At 58.0% G+C, this 17,698-nt stretch carries 16 protein-coding genes; 13 read left to right on the top strand and 3 right to left on the bottom strand.

The window, feature by feature from the left end:
- Positions 1 to 51: 51 nt before the first annotated feature.
- Entirely contained in the window at positions 52 to 1,329 is a 1,278-nt protein-coding gene (locus ACAM29_RS17480; RefSeq protein ID WP_369624902.1) for an O-acetylhomoserine aminocarboxypropyltransferase/cysteine synthase family protein, read from the bottom strand.
- A gap of 138 nt (positions 1,330 to 1,467) precedes the next feature.
- Here ACAM29_RS17480 and radA point away from each other — a divergent pair, with 138 nt between their 5' ends.
- Complete coding sequence (radA, locus tag ACAM29_RS17485) at positions 1,468 to 2,841, top strand: DNA repair protein RadA (RefSeq protein WP_369624903.1); 1,374 nt, start codon at positions 1,468 to 1,470, stop codon at positions 2,839 to 2,841.
- Here the strand turns inward: radA and ACAM29_RS17490 are convergent, their stop codons facing one another.
- Complete coding sequence (locus tag ACAM29_RS17490) at positions 2,842 to 3,225, bottom strand: PilZ domain-containing protein (protein ID WP_354406575.1); 384 nt, start codon at positions 3,223 to 3,225, stop codon at positions 2,842 to 2,844.
- A gap of 160 nt (positions 3,226 to 3,385) precedes the next feature.
- On the opposite strand from ACAM29_RS17490, the gene ACAM29_RS17495 reads away from it, so the two are divergent.
- Positions 3,386 to 4,495: a GGDEF domain-containing protein gene (locus ACAM29_RS17495; protein WP_369624904.1), complete on the top strand. Its 1,110-nt coding sequence runs from the start codon at positions 3,386 to 3,388 to the stop codon at positions 4,493 to 4,495.
- Positions 4,496 to 4,583: 88 nt separating this feature from the next.
- Here ACAM29_RS17495 and ettA read toward each other — a convergent pair whose 3' ends face one another.
- Positions 4,584 to 6,242: an energy-dependent translational throttle protein EttA gene (gene ettA / locus ACAM29_RS17500; protein ID WP_369624905.1), complete on the bottom strand. Its 1,659-nt coding sequence runs from the start codon at positions 6,240 to 6,242 to the stop codon at positions 4,584 to 4,586.
- 176 nt (positions 6,243 to 6,418) lie between these two features.
- Here ettA and ACAM29_RS17505 point away from each other — a divergent pair, with 176 nt between their 5' ends.
- The 11 genes from ACAM29_RS17505 to ACAM29_RS17555 all read left to right on the top strand — a co-directional run bounded on the left by ACAM29_RS17505 (position 6,419) and on the right by ACAM29_RS17555 (position 17,690).
- On the top strand, positions 6,419 to 6,910 hold the full coding sequence (locus ACAM29_RS17505) for a DUF4234 domain-containing protein (protein WP_369624906.1): 492 nt from the start codon (positions 6,419 to 6,421) through the stop codon (positions 6,908 to 6,910).
- A gap of 16 nt (positions 6,911 to 6,926) precedes the next feature.
- Positions 6,927 to 7,622: an RDD family protein gene (locus ACAM29_RS17510; RefSeq protein ID WP_369624907.1), complete on the top strand. Its 696-nt coding sequence runs from the start codon at positions 6,927 to 6,929 to the stop codon at positions 7,620 to 7,622.
- A 12-nt stretch (positions 7,623 to 7,634) separates the two neighbouring features.
- Positions 7,635 to 8,606, top strand: a complete 972-nt coding sequence (locus ACAM29_RS17515) for a stage II sporulation protein M (protein ID WP_091826809.1) — start codon at positions 7,635 to 7,637, stop codon at positions 8,604 to 8,606.
- Positions 8,593 to 10,113 (top strand): DUF4129 domain-containing protein, encoded by a 1,521-nt coding sequence (locus ACAM29_RS17520; protein WP_369624908.1) that lies wholly within the window; start codon positions 8,593 to 8,595, stop codon positions 10,111 to 10,113. The genes ACAM29_RS17515 and ACAM29_RS17520 overlap by 14 nt, the downstream gene beginning before the upstream one ends.
- Complete coding sequence (locus ACAM29_RS17525) at positions 10,113 to 11,426, top strand: DUF4350 domain-containing protein (RefSeq protein ID WP_369624909.1); 1,314 nt, start codon at positions 10,113 to 10,115, stop codon at positions 11,424 to 11,426. Before ACAM29_RS17520 ends, ACAM29_RS17525 begins: the two co-directional genes overlap by 1 nt.
- Positions 11,423 to 12,406 (top strand): MoxR family ATPase, encoded by a 984-nt coding sequence (locus ACAM29_RS17530; protein WP_091826812.1) that lies wholly within the window; start codon positions 11,423 to 11,425, stop codon positions 12,404 to 12,406. The genes ACAM29_RS17525 and ACAM29_RS17530 overlap by 4 nt, the downstream gene beginning before the upstream one ends.
- A complete protein-coding gene (locus ACAM29_RS17535; protein WP_369624910.1) occupies positions 12,403 to 13,749 on the top strand; it encodes a DUF58 domain-containing protein in 1,347 nt (448 codons plus the stop codon). The genes ACAM29_RS17530 and ACAM29_RS17535 overlap by 4 nt, the downstream gene beginning before the upstream one ends.
- Before the next feature lie 318 nt (positions 13,750 to 14,067).
- Positions 14,068 to 15,324, top strand: a complete 1,257-nt coding sequence (gene glyA / locus ACAM29_RS17540; RefSeq protein WP_091826814.1) for a serine hydroxymethyltransferase — start codon at positions 14,068 to 14,070, stop codon at positions 15,322 to 15,324.
- 98 nt (positions 15,325 to 15,422) lie between these two features.
- Entirely contained in the window at positions 15,423 to 15,884 is a 462-nt protein-coding gene (nrdR, locus tag ACAM29_RS17545) for a transcriptional regulator NrdR (protein ID WP_091826815.1), read from the top strand.
- Entirely contained in the window at positions 15,877 to 17,022 is a 1,146-nt protein-coding gene (ribD, locus tag ACAM29_RS17550) for a bifunctional diaminohydroxyphosphoribosylaminopyrimidine deaminase/5-amino-6-(5-phosphoribosylamino)uracil reductase RibD (RefSeq protein WP_369624911.1), read from the top strand. The genes nrdR and ribD overlap by 8 nt, the downstream gene beginning before the upstream one ends.
- Positions 17,022 to 17,690 carry a riboflavin synthase gene (locus ACAM29_RS17555; RefSeq protein ID WP_354406587.1) on the top strand — a complete coding sequence of 223 codons (669 nt, stop codon included), beginning with the start codon at positions 17,022 to 17,024 and terminating at the stop codon, positions 17,688 to 17,690. Before ribD ends, ACAM29_RS17555 begins: the two co-directional genes overlap by 1 nt.
- Positions 17,691 to 17,698: the final 8 nt, after the last annotated feature.

Genomic DNA, 17,698 nt, shown 5'->3' on the forward strand with positions numbered 1-17,698 from the left:
TCCGTTTTCGACTGTTACGTGTGCGCCGGCTGTCCGGTTCAGAGTGTCAAATCAGTTGTGGGCCTGAGCCAGTGCCTGATCCAAATCGGCGATCAGGTCATCAACGTGCTCGATGCCGATCGACAGGCGCACCATTTCCGGTGAAACGCCGGCGGATTTCAGTTCCTCGTCATTTAGCTGGCGGTGCGTAGTCTCGGCCGGAATGGAGGCCAGCGACTTGCAGTCACCGATGTTCACCAGGCGCAGGAAGATCTGCAGCGCGTCATAGAACTTGCGCGTGCCTTCGCGGCCAGAGTTGAGACCAAAGCTGAGAATACCGGATGCCTTGCCGCCCATGTATTTCTGCGCCAGGGCGTAATCCTTGTGGCTGGGCAGGCCGGCATAGTTTACCCAAGTGACGTCTGGATGGTTTTCAAGGTATTCGGCCACCTTCTGTGTGTTCTCACAGATGCGCTCCATGCGCAGGGAAAGGGTTTCCAGACCCTGCAGCAGCATAAAGGCGTTCATCGGTGACAGCGCCGCGCCCATGTTGCGCAGCGGTACTACGCGAGCGCGGCCGATAAAGGCAGCCGGGCCGAATGCTTCGGTGTAGACCACGCCATGGTAGGACACATCCGGCTGGTTCAGCAGCGGGAAGCGCTCCTTGTTCTCGGCCCAGGGGAATTTGCCGGAATCGACAATTACGCCGCCGATGGTGGTACCGTGGCCACCGATATATTTGGTGGCGGCGGTCACGATAATGTCGGCACCCTGTTCAATTGGGCGCCACAGTGACGGGCTGGGGACGGTGTTGTCCACCACCAGCGGTACACCGTGACGGTGAGCGATTTCGGCCATCTTTTCGATGTCGGCGATGCCGCCGGAAGGGTTACCGACCGATTCGCAGTAGATCGCCTTGGTGCGGGCATCGATCTTGCTTTCCAGTCCGGCGAAATCATCCTTGTTGACGAAGCGCACTTCGATACCCTGACGCGGCAGTGTGTGCGCAAACAGGTTGTAGGTGCCGCCGTACAGTTCGCTGGTCGATACGATGTTGTCACCCACTTCGGCCAGTGTCTGCACCGTGTAGGTGATGGCCGCCATGCCGGATGCAACGGCCAGCCCTGCGATTCCGCCTTCCAGTGCAGCGACACGCTTTTCCAGCACATCGTTGGTGGGGTTCATGATGCGGGTGTAGATGTTGCCTGGCACCTTAAGATCGAACAGGTCGGCACCGTGCTGGGCATCATCGAATGCATAGGAGGTGGTCTGGTAGATGGGTACGGCTGCTGACTTGGTGGTCGGGTCAGTCTCATAACCTGCATGCAGAGCGAGTGTTTCCAGTTTCATTGGGATTGATTCCTTGTTGTTTTGATCCGGCGGTGGTGTCCGGGGACCGAGGCTGACCCGAGACACCGCCGCTTGCTACAATCGAGTCCACGTGAACAGATGCTCAGTGTAAACCCTAACGCTTCAGGAGACACCCCGATGGCCAAACCGAAAACCGCCTTTGTCTGCAATGATTGCGGCGCCGACTACCGCAAGTGGCAGGGGCAGTGCAACGCCTGCGGGGCCTGGAACACCATTACGGAAGTGCGTTTGGGCTCTGATGCCGGTGGTGCCCGCAGCAATCGGTTTGAGGGGTATGCCGGAGGCGCCGGCAAGCAGAAAAAGGTGGTCAGCCTCAGTGAGGTGGCGCTGGAAGAGATGCCGCGTTTTTCCAGTGGCAGCAGTGAACTGGATCGGGTGCTGGGGGGCGGCCTGGTGCCGGGCTCGGCAGTGTTGATCGGGGGGCACCCGGGTGCGGGCAAGAGTACCCTGCTGCTGCAGACCATGTGCCATCTGGTGGCGCAGATGCCCGCGCTGTACATCACCGGTGAGGAGTCGTTGCAACAGGTGGCGATGCGCGCGGCACGACTCGGGTTGAAAGCAGACCAGCTGCAGATGTTGTCGGAAACCTCGGTAGAAACCATCTGTGACCTGGCCAATGAATTGCAGCCAAAGGTAATGGTGATCGACTCCATTCAGGTGATGCATGTGGCCGATGTACAGTCGGCACCGGGCTCGGTATCACAGGTACGCGAAAGCGCTGCGTTTCTGACCCGCTACGCCAAGCAAACCGGTACCGTGCTGTTCCTGGTCGGTCATGTGACCAAAGACGGCTCGCTGGCTGGCCCCAAGGTGCTGGAGCACATGATCGACTGTTCGTTGCAGCTGGAGGGATCATCTGATAGCCGCTTCCGTACGCTTCGCAGCCACAAGAACCGTTTCGGAGCCGTCAACGAGCTGGGCGTGTTCGCCATGCTGGAAAACGGCCTCAAAGAGGTGAAGAACCCCAGCTCCATTTTCCTTAGCCGTGGCAGCGAGCCCAGCCCCGGCAGTGTGGTGATGGTAGTGTGGGAAGGAACTCGCCCGCTCCTGGTAGAGCTGCAGGCGCTGGTGGATACTTCGCACCTGTCCAACCCGCGCCGTGTAGCGGTAGGCCTTGAGCAGAACCGGCTGGCGATGCTGCTGGCGGTGCTCAACCGGCATGGTGGTTTGATGACCGGCGATCAGGATGTATTCGTCAATGTGGTGGGTGGGGTCAAGGTGCTGGAGACCAGCGCTGACCTGGCGCTGTTGCTGGCGATTGTGTCCAGTTTCCGTGATCGGCCGCTGTCACAGGAGTTGATGGTGTTTGGCGAAGTGGGGCTGTCCGGCGAGATTCGGCCGGTGCCCAATGGTCAGGAGCGAATTCGTGAAGCGGCCAAGCATGGTTTCAAGCGAGCAATCGTGCCGTTGGCGAATGTGCCGCGTGAGCCGCTCAGTGGTATGGAAGTGGTGGGAGTCAAAACACTGTCGGAAGCGCTGGATGCGATCTGATCAGGCCTGAGCGTCCTCGTCATCCGACAGCAGCTGTTCCAGCTCACGTTCCAGCAGTGCTTCGTCCCCCAGGTTCAATTCAACCAGGCGGCGAAGGTGGGTGATGCTGTCGATCTCCATCTCGCCGGCGGTGAAACCGTATTGGGGGGGCTGAGAGTGGGTGAGTATGGCCGGAATTTCGATCAGGATGTCATTGGCAAGATACAGATGCAGCTTGACGTGGTCATTCATGCCGACAGGAAGAGGGTGGCTTGATTCCACCAGCGCGCCACGAAGGGAGATGTCGACCAGCTGCACCACGGCCGAACCCTTGTCGCTGTGCAGTTCACACTCGGCGTCAAAGGGGATGCGGGTAAAGCGGCGGCGTTCGTTGTTGGTATTCACGCTCGAAATCCTCGCTGATCGAAGTTACTTCAGGCATGGTATTACACTCTGTCGACATTGTGGAGCCCGGCTGCCCCAGATCAATATGACCTGTGACAGCTTCCGCTAGTCTGGCGTATCCTGTAACCGACAGTTACCGAGGCGAGGTATGTTCGAAGTCATGAATGATCTGCTGAGAGCGGGCCGACACTCGCGCTACTTCAACCACACACGCAGTCATCATCTGTTCACGCGTGTAAGGCTGATCGCCTGGATGTTAATGGTGCTGCAAAGCGGCTGGATTTTGATCGACTGGCTGCTCCTGCCTGAAGCGGTCAGTAGCACCATCGCCTATGGCCGTCTTGCTGCCAGCGCGTGCTGCCTTCTGTTGGGCCTCTGGTTCTCTCATCCATATAGACTCGAAATATCGCTCATTCGTCTTTTACTGCTGGTACTTGTACTGACGGTGTTTCAGACCTGGAGCAATATGGTGCTGCTGCAGCAAGGGTTTGCGTCTGAGGTATTGGCCGGGTACGCCTTTTTCCCCTTCATGATCATGACCATGTTGGCGATATTCCCGCTGACCATGTTCGAGGTGGCCGGGTTTGCCATCTTTGTGCTGTTGGTGGAACTGGTAACCCAGCTCTGGACCGGTAAGTTCGGACTGGTGCCGGGGCTCAACGATCTTTGGCTGCTGGCTGTACTGGGGCTGATTGCCGGCTGGGCGTCAGTGAACCAGCTCAGCATGTTGCTGATCCTGTACCGGCAGGCTACACGTGACCCCCTTACCGGGCTGGCCAACCGACGTCAGGTAATGGATCAGTTGGACGGCGACATTGAAGAGGCACATACACATCGTACGCCTCTGACGGTGATGCTGTTTGACCTGGACAAGTTCAAGAGCTTTAACGACAACCACGGCCATGCTGCCGGGGACATTGTGTTAAAGCAATTTGCCCGTATTTTGAAGGATCACGCCAAGCGCAAGACGGATCTGGCCGGGCGTTTTGGGGGTGAAGAGTTTCTGTTGACTCTGCCAGAGACTGATCAGAATCAGGCAATATCGCTGGCAGAGCAAATTCGCACTGCCTGCCATCAGACCCGGTTGAAAGTGCCTACCGGTGAAGAGGTGAGTTTTACCACCAGTATTGGTATTGCCACCCTTATCGAGGGGGAGGATCGCTCGGGTCTGCTGCAACGAGCGGATGAAGCCCTGTATCAGGCCAAGGACTCGGGGCGTGACCGTTATTGTCTGGCGGGTGATGCAGCCGAGTCCAGTCAGGCTGACTGATCTTCGGCGCTGAACCGAAGCGCTGCCATAACGAAAAAGGGCCGCTGACAGATTTTCTGACAGTGGCCCTTTTTGTATCAGACGCGGATCAGCTCATGCGGCGGTACTTGATCCGCTCTGGCTGATGATCCTTGCCGAAACGGCGCTTGTAGTCCTCGGCGTATTCGCTGTAGTTGCCTTCGAAGAACTCCACGTTGGAGTCGCCTTCATAAGCGATGATGTGAGTACAGATACGGTCGAGGAACCAGCGGTCGTGCGAGATCACCACGGCGCAGCCCGGGAACGCCAGTAACGCTTCTTCCAGTGCACGCAAGGTTTCGATGTCCAGATCGTTGGTCGGTTCGTCGAGCAACAGCACGTTGCCGCCTTCCTTCAACAGCTTGGCCATGTGCAGACGGTTGCGCTCGCCACCGGACAGGTCCTTGACGAATTTCTGCTGGTCAGAGCCCTTGAAGTTGAAGCGTCCGCAGTAGGCACGGGCCGGGGTCTGGTAGTTGCCCACGGTGATGATGTCCTGACCGTCGGAGATCTCCTGGAACACGGTGTTGTTGCCGTTCAGTTCACGCGACTGGTTGACGTAGGACAGCTGCACGGTGGAGCCGATCTCGATCTCGCCGGAATCCGGCTGTTCTTCCCCGGTCAGCATGCGGAACAGGGTGGACTTACCGGCACCGTTGGGACCGATGATGCCGACGATGGCGCCCGGCGGAATGGCCAGGTTCAGGTTCTCGAACAGCAGCTTGTCGCCGTAGGACTTCGTGACGTTGTGCAACTCTATCACTTTGTCACCGAGGCGTGGCCCCGGCGGAATGTAGATCTCCTGGGTTTCGTTACGCTGCTGGAATTCACGGGAGTTCATCTCTTCGAACGCTTTCAGACGCGCCTTGGACTTGGTCTGACGGCCTTTGGCTCCCTGGCGTACCCACTCCAGTTCGGCTTTCATCGCTTTGCGGTGAGACGCTTCAGACTTGGCCTCTTGTTCCAAACGGGCTTCTTTCTGCTCGAGCCAGCTGGAGTAGTTGCCTTCCCAGGGGATGCCGTGGCCACGGTCCAGCTCCAGAATCCAGCCAGCGGCGTTGTCGAGGAAGTAACGGTCGTGGGTGATCGCCACCACGGTGCCGGTGTATTCCTGCAGGAAGCGTTCGATCCAGGCGATCGACTCGGCATCCAGGTGGTTGGTCGGCTCGTCCAGCAGCAGCATGTCTGGGTGGTCCAGCAGCAGGCGGCACAGGGCCACACGGCGGCGTTCGCCGCCGGACAGGTGCTCGATCTTGGCGTCCCAAGAGGGCAGGCGCATGGCGTCGGCGGCGCGTTCCAGTGCTTGATCCAGGTTGTGGCCGTCCTTCGCAGTGATCAGGTTTTCCAGTTCGGCCTGCTTCTTGGCCAAAGCATCAAAGTCCGCATCCGGGTCGGCGTAGGCGGCATAGACCTGATCCAGCTCGGTCAGTGCGTTCTTTACATCCGATACGGCCTCTTCGATCACTTCGCGCACGGTCTTGCTGTCGTCCAGCTCCGGCTCCTGCGGCAGGTAACCCACTTTCATGTTGGGCATGGGGCGCGCTTCGCCGGTGTAGTCCTTGTCGACACCCGCCATGATCCGCAGCAGGGTGGATTTACCGGCACCGTTCAGGCCAAGCACACCGATCTTGGCGCCGGGGAAGAAGGACAGAGAGATATCCTTGAGGATTTCACGTTTGGGCGGTACCACTTTGCCCACGCGGTTCATCGTAAATACGTACTGAGCCATCAATATGCCTGTAATTTGGGGTTAAAAAACAGCCAAGATTCTACTCTTGGCGCAGGGGGAATGCCATGCCGAGGACTTTTCCCTATTGGCAAACACTAGTGCCTGGGATAGGATTCGCGCCAAGCTTGGATGGCCTCATGCAGCGAGACTCAACTGTACTTTTTTAAGGAAGAATCATGAACCAAGTTGTAGACAACCCCTACGTAGCACCTGAAGCGGAACTGGAAGTCCAGCATGCCGCCGGCGACCTGTCCGTATTTACCCGTTTCAGCACTTGGGCTGTATTTGGCCTGTCGATCATTACTATGGGTATTTACAGTATCTACTGGCTGTACAGTCGTACCAAGCAGCTGAACAAGGTCTCCTCTGACCGCATTTCGCAGGGGTTTGTTAGTGCAGCGGTCGTGCTGTATGTCGCTAACATGGCGCTGTCGCTGGTGGTCTCCTTTGTTACCGACGGTGCCGGTGTTTTGGCCGTGGTCAGCAGTGTGCTGAGCCTGGTCAGCTCCATCATGTTCATCGTTTGGGCTTTCAAATTCCGCAACCGTCTTAACCGCGTGACTCAGAGCGCTGGTAAGCCGACCTGGTGCGGCCCGATCCTGACCTTCTTCTTGAACGTTCTGTATCTGAACTACAAGATTAATCAGAATATCGACCAGCGCAACTAAGCCGGCGGTAGATCGCATGCAGACATCCAGGCTGCTTGATAACCACTGCAGTGTCGAAACGCCCGAAGGTATCGATTTTGTCCAAACGATGGCCGGGCCTGTCCCCCGTATTCTGGCGTATTTGATAGATTTCGGCTGGCGTGGGCTGGTGTATGTTGTGCTCGCGATTATTTCCGAATTTTTGGGCGGGCTGGGAACTGGGCTGTTTCTGATCTTCACTTTCCTGCTGGAATGGTTTTATCCGGTCTTTTTTGAAGTGTTTAAAGGTGGCCAAACCCCAGGTAAAAAAACAATGGGGCTGCGTGTCGTGAATGAAGACTTCACCCCCATTGGCTGGAGTGCTTCCGTGATTCGCAATTTGTTGCGCGCCGCTGACTTTCTGCCACTGTTCTATGTCGCCGGGCTTGTCAGCATGGCGCTGACCGGTCGTTTCCAGCGACTGGGTGATCTGGCAGCCGGCAGTCTGGTTGTGTACGTTGACAGTCAGCCGTCTTTCAAAATTGACGATACAATCAAGCCGATCATGCCGCAGCAGGCGCTGACGAGGGAAGAGCGCCAAGGGATCATCAGTCTGACCGTAAGAAGCGGGTCGATCAGTCAATCCCGACAGGAAGAGCTGGCCGGACTACTGGCACCCTTGACCGGTGAACATGGGGGTGCAAGTCTCAAGCACCTGAAAGGCATGGGAGCCTGGCTGCTGGGGCGCAAGTAAGCGGATGGAAGGATGAAAGAAAAGGACTTCGAGCAGCAGCATGAGTGGCTGTGGCAGCAGTTTGAAACTCAGGTTGAGTCCTGTCTCAACGGCGGCGGCACGCCGGACGCAGCCTTTCCGGAGCGCTATCGCCAACTCTGTGGCCAGCTGTCACTGGCGCGTCAAAGAGAATATTCCGAAGGATTGGTGGCCCGTCTTAACCGACTGGTGATGCTGGGGCATCATCTGCTCTACCGACGTGATACCGGTGCCTCGATGCAGCGACTGGGACAGGCGTTGGCCGAATTTGTCGCCGCCTTAAGGCGGCATCGTCGCTATCTGCTCTGCTCGGCGTTGCTGTTTATTCTGCCCGCGCTGGTAATGGGCGCTGGCTCCTATCTGAGTGAAACTTTCACCTACAGTCTGATTTCGACCGAACAGGCGGCCGAATTGGAGTCCATGTATGATCCGGCCAACGAACGCTTGGGGCCGGAGCGAGATGCAGAAACCGATCTGGCCATGTTTGGCTACTACATCAGTCATAATATCGGTATTGCCTTTCAGGCATTCGCCGGAGGCATGTTTTTCGGTCTGGGGACTGTATTGATCGTGCTCCATAACGGGCTTTATCTGGGAGCCGTGGCCGGTTACCTGACCCGTGCCGGGTTTGCCATTACCTTTTATCCCTTCGTGATCGGGCATGGAGCTTTTGAACTGACCGCAATCGTCATTTGTGGTGCGGCCGGGCTGATGATCGGACATGCCCTGATTCATCCGGGTCGCTGGCGGCGACTGGACGCCTTGCGCCGGGCAGCGGCGGAAGCGGTCAAATTGATGTACGGCGCGATGTTTATGCTTTTTGTAGCCGCTTTTCTGGAAGCCTTTTGGTCGTCCAGCAGTACCCTGCCGGTGGCGGTCAAACTCGGGACAGGCGCTTTGCTTTGGCTGTTTGTGCTCTGGTTCTGCTTCTTCTCGAACTTAGGGGGGCGCCGTGAATCTGTCTGAGCTACAGATCCGGGCAAAGGTGCGCACTCCCTGGCAAGCCGTGGATTTGGGTGCGTTGATGGCGCGCCGCTGGTTTCTACCATTGTGGCTGGCTTGGCTGGTGCCTGCCGGGCTGTGCTTTCTGTTGCTGAGTCTGGTCTTCAATCAAAACCCCTGGGTGGTAATGCTGGTTATCTGGTGGCTGAAGCCGCTGCTGGAGCGCTGGCCGCTGCTCTTGTTGAGCCGTTTTGTGTTTAATGAGCACTCAATTCGAGGTCTGACGCGACGACAGTTGCTTGGTACCCTGGTGTTTGGCGCGCTGCCTGTATTGCTGTGGCGCCGTTTTGATCCTTGGCGCGCTTTCAGTCAACCGATTACCGTGCTGGAAAAGCAAAAAGGGCCACAGCGGAAAAGTCGCTGGCGGATACTGTCCTCCAACTGTAGTTCGGCGGCATCCTGGATGACGGTGGTACTGGCGCATGTCGAATTCCTGTTGATGATGGCCGGTCCTGTGCTGGTCATGATGCTGCTGGGCGATCAGATCGAAATCGATACCTGGCTGTTTCTCGGTGACGATGGGAATCTGCTGGCGCATGCCAGCAATGCCTTTGCTTTGCTCTGCATGTCTGTTGTCGCCCCGTTTTATGTTGCAGGGGGCTTTTGTCTGTATATCAACCGCCGCATCGAACTGGAAGCCTGGGATCTGGATCTATTGTTCCGGCGGATAGCCCGCCAGCGCAGTGAGCAGAGCGCGGCATCGTCGGCTACCTTAGCCTCGCTGCTGTGTGGAAGTTTGCTGCTGATCACCGCGTTGACGGTCCTGCCTGCAGGGGGTGTCCTGGCTGCCGAGTCGGCGGGGAGCATGATGCCTGAACAGTCCAAAGAAGAGGTGCTGACGCTGCTGGAGTCACCGCCCTTTGTAGTCGAGGAGGAAGTTACTCAGTGGCGCTGGAAGGAGGGTGAGGCCTCGGAAGACGCTTCCAGTGACTGGTTGAGTGATTGGCTGATCGATTGGCTCGATAATCAGGATGCAATGTCGCTGGATGGTTCGGGCCTGTTTCAGGTGGCAGAAGCTGTTGTCTGGGCTGGTATTGCAGTGCTGCTGATCCTGCTGGCACGGGTGTTGATGCGCTATCTGCGTGCGCCTGATATGTTGCCGGACCCCGAAAAGACGGTCGTCGAGGCTCCCAAAGTGCTGATGGGCATGTCCATCGATGCCGGTAGTCTGCCGCAGGATATCAATGCCGCGGTCGCGGCGGCGCTGGATCAGGGCGACATGCGTGCGGCGTTGTCACTTGTGTATCGCTATGCGCTACACCGGTTGGTTCACCATCATGGTGTTGAAGTTGAGTCCTGGCATACGGAGCTGGAATGTGCGGCCGCCGTTCGCCGGCATGCCGAACTGGTCCTGGATGGGGTGTTTGACCGCCTGACGCGGGTGTGGCTGCGTCTGGCATACGCACATGAATTGCCTTCACGTGCCGTGATCGAGCAACTGCTGGTGTCTTTGCAGAAGGTGCTGAAGTGATGGGGGCGACAATACTCCGAGTCCTGATTGTTCTGCTGCTGGTCTGGATCGGCTACTTGGTGGCCGCCAATCTGGAAAGACATACTGAGGTTGTCGACAACGGGCCAAGTCCTGAGGTGCAGCGCAACCGCTATTATGCCGCCGGCGCCTTTCTGGAACAGCGCGGACTGGGTGTCGATCACAGCCGTTACCCGGTAAACCCGGAAGCTTTGGCCGCGCAGGATACACTGCTGCTGACCGATACCGAGTATCTGGCGAATGATCCTGAGGCGGTGCATCAACTGCTGCTTTGGGTGCGTTCCGGTGGTCATCTGATTTGGCCCTACACCTCAGCGCTAGAGGCGCAGCCATTAGCCGAGGCACTGGGCATTCAGCTAGAACGCAAGCAGTCTGACGAGGCTCAGGGCAAGCAGTTGAATAGGAGCAAAGCCACGGTATCGGACCAGGAAACATCAACTGTATCCGAGCCGACACCAGATGAGTTTTCTGAAGACAAGACCCGTGCGAATCAAGCATCAGAAACGGAAGCAGCAGACGTGAGTGCTCGGGAGAGGGTCCGAGTCAATATCCGGCAGCGCGAGGCCGATATCCAGCAGGAGCAGTTGAGCCGCTTTGCTCCACTTGGGGCACCGAACATGCTGATCCATCAGGCCGGTAGCACGTCGTTGTCGCCGACCCTTGCTGAGCCGGGAGAGGGTATTTACCCGACAGTGGAGGCTGTTTCTCGTTCCGGGAACGGGGTGGATATGCTGCTGCTGAGTTTAGGTCAGGGAGAGGTGACTGTGCTGAAGGATGTCAGCATCTGGTCCAACTATGACATCGGCCTGTTCGATCATGCGCACTTGCTGGGCTGGCTCACCCGCAACAGCGCAAGGGTTCACATTCAGCGTTATAGCCAGTGGCCTCCCTTGTCACAACTGATTTGGACGTATGCGCCTGAAGCACTGTTAGCCGGGAGTGCGCTCCTGCTGGGCTGGTTACTGCACCTGGGGCGGCGTTTTGGTCCGATCAGGCGGCCGGGTCTGCAACAGCGACGCAGTTTGGGCGAGCATGTAGAAGCGGTCGCTCGCTTTCATTATCAGTATGGGCAGGTCGATTACCTGCTGGCTCCACTACGGCGTCAGATTACGCAGCGAGCAGCCCGTTTGCAGCTGGGGTTTGAGCGGCTGTCGCCAGAACGGCAGTGCGAAGCGATTACACGGCTGGCCACACTGCAACCGGAAGAGGCCACGCAGGCACTGATGCCCCGGGAGCACTACAACGCGACTGAGCTGGTCGATACAGTGCAACTTCTAATCAGGAACCGACTATGACCATGGAAACGGAAGATTTACAGGCTACCAACGAACTGACTGAGAAAGTCGATTTCCTTCGTCGCAATATCCAGTCCATGCTGATTGGGCAGGATGATGTGATTGACCAGGTGCTGGTGGCATTGCTGTGTCGTGGTCATGTGCTGCTCGAAGGGGTGCCCGGTCTGGGCAAAACACTACTGGTAAGAGCGCTTGCCACCTGCTTTGACGGGCAGTTCCGTCGGATCCAGTTCACCCCGGACCTGATGCCCGCCGACATGACTGGTCACTCCATCTATGACATGAAAGAAGGGCGCTTTCACGTACGCCGTGGACCGGTGTTCACCAATTTGCTGCTGGCGGACGAAATCAACCGTTCGCCTGCCAAGACTCAAGCCGCGCTACTTGAAGTGATGCAGGAGCATCAGGTGACCATAGAAGGCACAGCCTACGCGTTGGCACCTCCCTTTATGGTATTGGCGACCCAAAACCCGATTGAGCAAGAGGGCACCTATCCGCTGCCGGAAGCGGAGCTGGACCGCTTTCTGATGAAGGTCTTTATCGACTACCCCGCGTTCGAGGACGAAACCCGGTTGGTACGTCAGGTGACTGGAGGAGAGCTGAACATGGCGACGCTCCGTGAGCGCCTATCCGGTACCCTGGCCCCGGAAGACGTGCTGGAGCTGCAGCGTGCAACCGAGCGTGTGACGCTCGATGAGCAGGTGCTGAACTATGCCGTGAGCCTGGTGCAAGCTACCCGCAATGCTGGCAGTATCCTGAAGGGTGCGGGTCCCCGTGCCAGTATTGGTCTTGTCAGTGCGGCCAAGGCTTGGGCATTGATGAACGGACGTGATTTCGTCCTGCCGGATGATATCAAACAGGTCGCGCTACCGGTAATGCGACACCGTATTCTGCTGGCACCGGAGAGTGAAATCGAAGGTTTTACCCCTGACCGGGTGTTGCAGCAGCTGCTGCAAACGGTTGATGCGCCGCGGACATGATCAGGGCACTCCTCGGCCTGATCCCTGACAGGATACTGCTGAAGTCTCTTCTGGGGCTGCTGGGCTTGGCTGTGCTGCTGTTGGTAGTGCGCGTCTTTACTGAGCTGGATACTTCGCCGCTCCGGAGTCTTTGGTGGGGGTTGCTGTCAGTAGGGTGTGTCATCTCGCTGATAGATGCGTTCTGGGTGTGTGGCCTGCCCGAGGTGCTGGCCCAGCGGAGGTTGCCGGGCAACCTGGCACTTGGGGCTCCCGCCTCGGTCAAACTGAAACTCGATAATCCCGGTCGACGTGCAATTCGGCTGGATTGTACCGACCATTACCCGGACGCACTGAGTACAGAACAGCTGCCGGCGGCGCTGGAACTACCGGCAGGTGCAAGTCGCATCGTTGAGTACATCGCTCGCCCCGTGCGTCGGGGAACAGCGCATTTTGGTGCGATTGATGTACGGGTGCAATCGCCGCTCGGACTTTGGCGTAGGCATTATTCGATTGCCGCAGAGCAACGGGTCAAGGTATATCCCAACTTTATGGCGCTGGCCAACCTGAACTTTCTTGACTACGAGCAGCGCATTGCCCATGTGGGCGCACATTTAAGCCAGCGTCGCGGCTCCGGTCAGGAGTTCAAGCAGTTGCGGGAATATCAGCGTGGTGACGAAATTCGGCAGGTCGACTGGAAAGCGACTGCGCGTCAGCAGAGACTGATTTCACGGGAATATCAGGACGAGCGTGATCAGGAAGTGCTGTTTATGCTCGATACCGGGCGGCGCATGCGTGCGATGGATGGTGAAGCAAGCCACTTCGACCATTCGCTGAATGCATTACTGCTGACGTCCTATATTGCGCTGGGAGCTGGCGATTCTGTCGGCGTGCTTGGCTTTGCCGGCGGCTGTCGCTGGGTAAAGCCGGTGAAGGGACGCCAGGGCATCAATGCGCTGCTGAACAGTTTGTATGACGTGCACAGCAGTACCGAAGCCAGCGACATTGTTCAAGCTGCCGGGACGCTGATGCAGCGGCAGCAAAAACGAGCGTTGGTCGTGATAGTGACCAATCTCAGGGATGATGACAGCAATGATTTGCAGCTAGCAGTCAAATTACTGGCACGCAGGCATCTGGTGATGTTGGCCTGCCTGCGCGAAAGTTACCTTGATAGGGAGCTGTCGACTCAAGCGGGGCGTCAGGAGACGCTTAACTACTGTGCCCGGGCGCTGTATCGTGAGCAGCGTGAGCAGGTCATTCAGCGGTTGCAGAGGCAGGGTGTCATTGCTGTCGATGCGCCGCCGCAACAGTTGCATGTGGCGTTGGTTGAGCAGTATTTGCTGTTGAAACGTTCAGGCAAATTGTAGATTGGTGAGGTGGCGAATAGCGATCCACGCTCATGGCGTCTGGCACAGGCGTGAGTGGCCATGCATCTCCCGTGCCTTCCAGGGTATCTCTTCGTGGTCGAAATGGATGCTTTTGTTACGCAGGTGATGACGTTGACAGGCATGAGTCATGTCTACTCCTGCGAAGATGAATCATTTGCGCAATGGACTGACCCCTTTTCATGTGCCTTCCGTATGATTTTTAGACTATAATGCGCATCTTTTTCGAGGCAGCTACAGGTCAGTCCATCACTACCTGCGCCGACTTTGCCGCTACTTTTGCCACTTCAGGGGACAGCAATGTTTAGCAAAGATATGTCTATCGCCAGTTTTGATCCGGATCTGTTCGCTGCGATGCAGTCCGAAGCGACGCGTCAGGAAGAGCACATCGAACTGATCGCTTCCGAGAACTACACCAGCCCGCGTGTGATGGAAGCTCAGGGCTCGGTCCTGACCAACAAGTATGCTGAAGGCTACCCCCACAAGCGTTACTACGGCGGTTGCGAATACGTCGACGTGGTTGAAGAGCTGGCGATCGAACGTGCCAAGGAACTGTTTGGCGCTACCTACGCCAACGTCCAGCCGCACTCCGGCTCCCAGGCCAATGCTGCCGTGTACATGGCGCTGTGCCAGCCGGGCGATACCGTGCTGGGCATGAGTCTGGCTCACGGTGGTCACCTGACTCACGGCGCTGCCGTATCTTTCTCCGGTCGTATCTACAAGGCCGTTCAGTACGGTCTGAACCCGGAAACCGGCTCCATCGATTACGATGAGGTCGAGCGTCTGGCGGTTGAGAACAAGCCGAAGATGATCGTGGCCGGCTTCTCTGCCTACTCACAGATCGTGGACTGGGCACGTTTCCGCGAGATCGCTGACAAGGTTGGCGCTTACCTGTTCGTCGATATGGCCCACATCGCAGGCCTCGTGGCTGCCGGCGTATACCCGACGCCGCTGCCCTTCGCAGATGTTGTTACCACCACCACCCACAAGACACTGGGCGGCCCGCGTGGCGGCCTGATCCTGTCCTCCAACGCTGATGAAGAGCTGCAGAAGAAGCTGAACTTCGCGGTATTCCCGGAATCTCAGGGCGGCCCGCTGATGCACGTCATCGCGGCCAAGGCTGTATGCTTCAAGGAAGCAATGGAGCCCGAGTGGAAAGCCTATCAGGCTCAGGTCGTCAAGAATGCTCAGGCCATGGCCAAGGTGTTCCTGGATCGTGGCATCAATATCGTCTCCGGCGGTACTGAAGATCACCTGTTCCTGGTTGACCTGATCAACAAGGATATCACCGGTAAGGATGCAGACGCGGCGCTGGGCCGTGCCAACATCACCGTGAACAAGAACTCCGTGCCGAACGATCCGCGTTCTCCGTTCGTGACCTCTGGTCTGCGTATCGGCACTCCGGCTGTGACTCGTCGTGGCTTCAAGGAAGAAGAAGTGGCGCAGCTGGCGAACTGGATCTGCGATATCCTCGACGACATCAGTAACGACGATACCATTGCGCGCGTGAAGGGCCAGGTACAGGAAATCTGTGCCCGCTTCCCGGTTTACAAGTAAGCCGGTAGAATAGCAGGGGCGGCTGCGGCCGCCCTTTTTGTTTGGGGCCTGTCCCCTCCTTGACCCTTCGGGGAAACGCTCTTTCGCTGAGGCAACCCATGCACTGTCCGTTTTGTGGCACCCATGAAACCAAAGTTGTCGACTCCCGGCTGGTGGCCGAGGGGCAGCAGATCCGACGGCGGCGCGAATGCATCAGCTGCCATGAGCGTTTTACCACCTACGAGACCGCCGAACTGCTGATGCCTCGTGTCATCAAGACCGATGGCTCGCGCCAGCCCTTTGACGAAGAAAAACTGCGCGCCGGTATCCAGCGGGCACTGGAAAAGCGTCCGGTCAGCATCGAAGAGATCGAAGCCTGCATCACCCGCATCAAACAACGCCTCCGTGCCACGGGTGAACGTGAGTTACCTTCGCGGGAGGTGGGTGAAGCGGTTATGGCTGAATTGCGCAAGCTGGATCAAGTCGCCTATGTGCGTTTTGCTTCGGTCTATCGCAGCTTCCAGGATATCAACGAATTCCGTGAAGAGATCGAGCGCCTGTCTGGAGCGGAGCATGACTGATCATTTCAGCGGCGACGACCACCGTTACATGGCGCATGCGCTGCAACTGGCCGAGCAGGGGCTATACACCACCGACCCCAACCCGCGTGTCGGCTGTGTGCTGGTGCGTGATGGTGTTGTGGTCGGTGAAGGCGCTCACCTTAAGGCAGGCGAACCCCATGCCGAAGTTCATGCCCTGCGTATGGCCGGTGAGCAGGCTGTGGGTGCTACCGCCTATGTCACACTGGAGCCCTGCAGTCATCATGGCCGTACGCCACCCTGTGCGGATGCGCTGGTCAAGGCAGGTGTGGCCCGGGTTGTCGCGGCCATGCAGGATCCCAATCCACTGGTGGCCGGGCAGGGGCTGGCGCGTATTGCCGCCGCAGGGATCACCACGGCCTCGGGGCTGCTGGAGGCAGAGGCACGCAGGCTCAACCCCGGCTTCATTAGCCGGATGGAGCGGGGGCGTCCCTTTGTTCGATTGAAACTGGCGGCTAGTCTGGATGGACGTACGGCCATGCGCAGCGGCGAGTCACAATGGATCACAGGCGCAGCCGCTCGTGCTGATGTGCAGCGACTGCGCGCACGCAGCTCCGCCGTTGTCACCGGCGTTGAAACCGTCTTGCATGATAACGCCTCACTGACTGTGCGTGCCCCCGAGTTGGGGCTGTCGCCCGAACTGGCTGAGCAGGCGGCAAGCCGTCAGCCGTTGCGAGTGGTACTGGACAGCCAGCTGCGTCTGCCGGCAGGGGCGAAACTTCTGAGCCTGCCCGGCGAAATTTTGATTGCCACCGCACTGTCGCAGGATCATCCTCGCGCCGCGGCTCTGATACAGTCTGGGGCGCGTATACTGAGCCTGCCAGGCACCGAGGGGCGAGTTGATCTGGGTGCGCTGCTGGTGCTGTTGGCTGAAGAGTACCAGTGCAACGAGCTGTTGCTGGAATGTGGTGCGACCCTCGCCGGTGCGGCGCTGCAGGCGGGCCTGGTGGACGAACTGGTACTGTATATGGCCACTACGCTGCTGGGCAGTTCGGCGCGTCCGTTACTGGAGTTGCCATTGGAGCGCATGGCACAGCAGCAACGGCTTAAACTGACCGACAGTCGTATGCTGGGTGAAGACCTGCGTCTGACCCTGAGCTGCGACGGAGAAATTAACTGATGTTTACCGGAATCATCGAAGCGATCGGTGAAATTGCCGACAAACGCATGATCGGTGGCGACATGCGGCTATATGTGCGCACCGGTGGTCTTGATCTGTCCGATGTGAAACTGGGTGACAGCATCGCTACCAATGGCGTCTGCCTGACCGCCGTGGAACTGCCGGGCGATGGCTTTATTGCCGATGTGTCGCTGGAAACCCTTGCTCATTCCCGCTTTGAGGAGCTGGAGCCAGGTGAGGCGGTCAACTTGGAAAAGGCGTTGCGTCCGGACAGCCGATTGGGCGGGCATATTGTCACCGGTCATGTGGATGCGGTGGGTACCGTGGTCGAGCGGGCGGATGATGCCCGCTCGGTGCAACTGAAAATTCGTATGCCGGTATCCATTCAGCGTTATGTTGCAGCCAAGGGCTCGATCACAGTGGATGGGGTTAGTCTGACCGTCAACAGCCTCGATGGCGACTGCTTCTGGCTCAATATCGTGCCGCATACGGCACAGGAAACGATTATCGACCGCTACAGCGCCGGTCGTCGGGTCCACCTGGAGGTGGATATCATTGCCCGCTATCTTGAACGCCTGATCGGAGCCGCGGCTCCACAGGCCGAGGACGAGACAGCAGGCGGACTGACACTGGCGATGCTGGCCCAACACGGATTCATGCGTCGCTGATGCGGCGG

The sequence above is a fragment of the Marinobacterium sp. BA1 genome (genome assembly GCF_041155135.1).
Taxonomy (GTDB): domain Bacteria; phylum Pseudomonadota; class Gammaproteobacteria; order Pseudomonadales; family Balneatricaceae; genus Marinobacterium; species Marinobacterium iners.